This is a genomic window from Pyrobaculum sp., from assembly GCF_049971835.1.
Taxonomy (GTDB): Archaea; Thermoproteota; Thermoprotei; order Thermoproteales; family Thermoproteaceae; genus Pyrobaculum.
The window spans coordinates 1-731 of sequence record NZ_JBMFKV010000405.1 but is presented as its reverse complement, the minus strand read 5'-3'; the positions used below and the strand labels follow the sequence as shown (position 1 = coordinate 731).

General features: G+C 60.7%; 1 protein-coding gene. It reads left to right on the top strand.

What is annotated here, in order from left to right; genetic code table 11:
• Positions 1–731: PaRep2b protein (locus ACP5J3_RS14970; protein ID WP_428496402.1), on the top strand; the 731-nt coding region annotated here is incomplete at both ends.

The window sequence follows — 731 nt, the reverse complement described above, 5'->3', positions numbered from 1 at the left end:
TCGACATGGCGAGGGCCGAGAGAGTAGAGGCGCGGGTGGACGGCTTCAGGGAGGGGAGGAAGCCAAGGGCGAGGCTAGTCGTAGAGGCTGACGGCGCGGCGGCTGAGTACCAGATATACCTGCGTAAAGACAACGCCGTGGAGCTTCGCTTCAGTACAACCAACCGCACCGAGGCTGAGAGGAGGGCAGTGGTGCTTAGGGCGGTGGGGGTGAGGGCGGAGGTGAAGAAGATCTACAACAAAACCCACGGCCGCGACGAGTGGTATATAAACGTCACCACCAACGCCCTAGCCGCCGAGTCTGTCCACGAGGAGGTTAGGAGGGCCGTGGCGGAGTTCCTAAGGCAGTGCAGAGATGCCGGCGCCATCGGAGAGGACACCTATAGTCGCCTGGTTAAGAAGTTTGAAGGAGGAGTGCCGGAGTGGGGCGAGGTTAGGTTCTCCGTATGGCTGAATAAAGACGGCGCTGTGGTAGTGGAGTATCAACCCAGCGATCCGCAGTCCTTCATGAAAGCGGTCAACTTCCTAAGAGAGCTGGGGATGAGGAACACGTGCGATGGGGAGTGGTGCTTTGTCCACTTCACCGCTGGGGAGCCGGAGGGGGGCAGACAGGGCTTCGCCCGGATAACTGTGGACGGCCTTAGATACATCGGCTGGCTGGCGCTACACGGCGAGGGAGAGGCGAGGGAGAGGGCGCAGTGGCTGAAGGAAGCGCTTTTAAAAGAGGCGGAG